Annotated in this window: 4 protein-coding genes; 3 read left to right on the top strand and 1 reads right to left on the bottom strand. The window is 67.6% G+C overall.

The genetic code is table 11. The features are described 5' to 3' along the window. A partial coding sequence (locus tag ASE78_RS16905) for an enolase C-terminal domain-like protein (protein ID WP_200911080.1) occupies window positions 1-853 on the bottom strand: 853 nt, incomplete at its 3' end. 150 nt (window positions 854-1,003) lie between these two features. On the opposite strand from ASE78_RS16905, the gene ASE78_RS16900 reads away from it, so the two are divergent. The 3 genes from ASE78_RS16900 to ASE78_RS19710 all read left to right on the top strand — a co-directional run. Next, window positions 1,004-1,744 (top strand): FadR/GntR family transcriptional regulator, encoded by a 741-nt coding sequence (locus tag ASE78_RS16900; RefSeq protein ID WP_055757829.1) that lies wholly within the window; start codon window positions 1,004-1,006, stop codon window positions 1,742-1,744. An 8-nt stretch (window positions 1,745-1,752) separates the two neighbouring features. Next, complete coding sequence (locus tag ASE78_RS16895; RefSeq protein ID WP_056499280.1) at window positions 1,753-2,580, top strand: amidohydrolase family protein; 828 nt, start codon at window positions 1,753-1,755, stop codon at window positions 2,578-2,580. A 44-nt stretch (window positions 2,581-2,624) separates the two neighbouring features. Then, window positions 2,625-3,003, top strand: a 379-nt coding sequence (locus tag ASE78_RS19710) for an aldo/keto reductase (protein WP_235515130.1), incomplete at its 3' end; no start/stop codon positions are given.

The raw sequence follows: 3,003 nt of genomic DNA, 5'->3' as shown, positions 1-3,003 counted from the left end.
CGCGGACGTGCGCGGCAATAGCGACGCGCTGGAAATGGGTGATCCCCCACACGCTGCCCGCCTGCACCACATCGACCGCGCGCGCGTCGAGCAGCGGGGCGAACTGTTCCAGCCCGGTCAGATTCTCGCCGGTCGCCACCGCGCAGCGCGCCGCGCGCGACACCGCGGCCAGCCCGTGCGTGTCCCAGCGGCGCACCGGTTCCTCGATCCACGTCAGGTCGATGCCGGCCGCCTCGATCTCGGCGAGATGGCGGACCGCCTGCTTGCAGTTCCAGCTTTCGTTGACGTCGAGCATCAGCGCGGGCGCGACGCTGTTGCCGGCCATGATCGTGCGGACGTGCTTCAACCGGCGAATATCGCGCGCGAGGTCGCGGCCGCCCTTGATCTTGGCGGCGCTGAACCCGCGTTCGGCGAAGCGCGCGTACAGCGCGGCGAACCCGTCGTCGTCCAGCCCGTAGCACAGGCCCGAGGCGTAGCCGCGCACGAACCGGTCGGCGGCACCTAAGGTGCGCCACAGCGGCTCGTCGGCCATCTTCGCCTTCAGGTCCCACAACGCCATGTCGATCGCGGCGACCGCGCCATAGGTCAGCCCGGCATGGCCGCTCTTGAACACGTGCGAGAGCATGCTGTCGTACAGCGCGGGCGCGGCGCGCGGGTCCTGCCCCTCCACCGCGCCGAACACGCGGGCGATGTCGGCATGCTGGCCCAGCCCCACGCCCTCCAGCCCGCCATCGGTTTCGAGGATCAGGATCGGCACGTCGGTGACGCCGGATGCGACCACGCCGTTCACATCGCCGACCGGGCGTCCCCAATCATGCGAAGTGACAAGGCTGCGATAGCCGGTTACTTTCATCCACGCCCTCCCCCAAGCCGACAGACCGACCTGTGGCAGACAAACATATTACGTATTATCTTTGAGCTTGGCAAGGCGTTGACGAAGCCGTGCCGGCCGGGCCACCTGTGCCATCCTGTCCACTCCATTGTGCAACGAGACGCGAGACCCATGACCGACATCCTGCCTGCGGAATCGCTGCGTATCCGCCGTCGCCCCCGCCTTGCCGAAGCGGTGGTCGAGGATCTGGTGAAGGCGATCGTGACCGAAACCTATCCGGCCGGCACCGCGCTGCCGCCCGAGGGCATGCTGGGCGAAATGTACGGTGTCAGCCGCACGGTGATCCGCGAAGCGACGATGGCGCTGACCGAAAAGGGGCTGGTGGTATCGCAACAGGGTCGCGGCACGATCGTCCGCGATTCCGGCGCATGGGGCATGCTCGACCCGATGATCCTCGGCGCGTTGTTCCAGCGGGAGGACGGACTGGCCTATCTCGACAATCTGTCGGAAATCCGCTCGCTGCTCGAAGGAGCGATGGCCGCCAAGGCCGCCGCCCGCCGCACGCCCGAGGCGATCGAGGAACTGACCGGACAGATGGCGAAGCTGGAACGGCTGATCCCGCACCCGGCCGCCTATGTGCATGAGGATGTGGCGTTCCATGACATCGTGATGCGGATTTCGGGCGACAAGCTGAGCAAGGCGGTGATCGACGGCGTGCAGGCCGAGGCGCTGCGCAACCATGGCTATAGCGGCAAGCTGAACGTCGAGCATGTCCGCGAAACCCATGCCGCGCACGAGGCGATCTATGACGCGATCGTGCGCGGCGATGCCGAGGGGGCGTCGCGGGCGATGCGCGACCATATCGAAACGTCGTGGGCCCGCCGCCGTGCCGCGCGCAAGCCGCGCCGCTGAGCGGCCCGATGCGCATCTTCGACTCGCATGTCCATTTCTGGCGGATCGGCGGTCCGGGGCAGAGTTGGCCCGATGCCGACTGGCCGGCGCTGCACCGCGATTTCCTGCCCCCCGATCTGCATGCGGAGGCGACGGGGCTGGAACTGACCGGCTGCGTGCTGGTGCAGTCGCAGCCGGACGATCGCGATACCGACTGGATGCTCACCCTCGACGATCGCTCGATCCGGGGCATCGTCGGCTGGGTCGACCTGTCGGCGAAGGATGCGCCGGAGCGGATCGCGACCCTCGCCCGCGATCCCCGGCTGCGTGGGTTGCGGCCGATGTTGCAGGGGATCGCCGATTCCGAATGGATGCTGCGCGCGGACCTTGCCCCCGCGATCGAGGCGATGATCGCCCACGGCCTGCGCTTCGACGCGCTGGTCGAGCCACGCCATCTGCCTGTGCTTCACCGGTTCGCGACGCGTTGGCCCGCGCTGTCGATCGTCATCGACCATGGTGCGAAGCCATATGCGGCGCGGGGCGAACTCGATCCGTGGCGCGCCGACATCGCCGCGCTTTCGACGTTGCCGAACCTGTGGTGCAAGCTGTCGGGTCTGCGCACCGAACAGGCGGCGGGACAGCCTCACGCCGCGCTGCGTCCCTATGTGTCACATCTGGTGGCGTGTTTCGGCGACCGGTTGATGTGGGGCAGCGACTGGCCGGTGCTGCGCCATGCCGGCGACCGCTATGCCGACTGGATCGCCGCGACCATCGACCTGATCGGCCCGACCACGCCCGACCGGCTCGCAAGACTGTTTGAGGGAGCCGCACGCGCGTTTTACGCCATTGACGTATGACGTATGATGTTCTTTAGCGGACGGAACGTCGGTTGGAGCGCATCATGGTCGATTTCGGTACGATGGGGCCTTTGGGGTTCGGCGCGGCGTCGATCGGCAATCTGTATCGCGCGGTCGCCGATGGCGACGCCGCCGCGACGCTGCGCACCGCATGGGATGCCGGGCTGCGCTACATCGACACCGCACCGCATTACGGCTTCGGCCTGAGCGAGAAGCGCGTCGGCGATGCGTTGGCCGACCTCGATCCGCAAGCACGGGCGATCGTCTCGACCAAGGTCGGACGGCGGCTCGATCCGGTGGCGCCGGGCACCGACCTGTCGGTGGCGCGTCAGGCGTTCGTGACGCCCGAACCGTTCGAAAGCGTGTTCGACTACAGCTATGACGCGGTGATGCGATCCTATGACGACAGCCGGATACGGCTGC

This window comes from Sphingomonas sp. Leaf25, from assembly GCF_001421635.1.
Taxonomy (GTDB): Bacteria; Pseudomonadota; Alphaproteobacteria; order Sphingomonadales; family Sphingomonadaceae; genus Sphingomonas.
Note: the sequence above shows the minus strand (reverse complement) of the source record. Positions and strands in the feature narration are given on the sequence as shown.

Coding starts and splice junctions, on each gene's coding strand:
- ASE78_RS16900 (WP_055757829.1), top strand. CDS start 1,004: ATGACCGACATCCTGCCTGCGGAATCGCTGCGTATCCGCCGTCGCCCC.
- ASE78_RS16895 (WP_056499280.1), top strand. CDS start 1,753: ATGCGCATCTTCGACTCGCATGTCCATTTCTGGCGGATCGGCGGTCCG.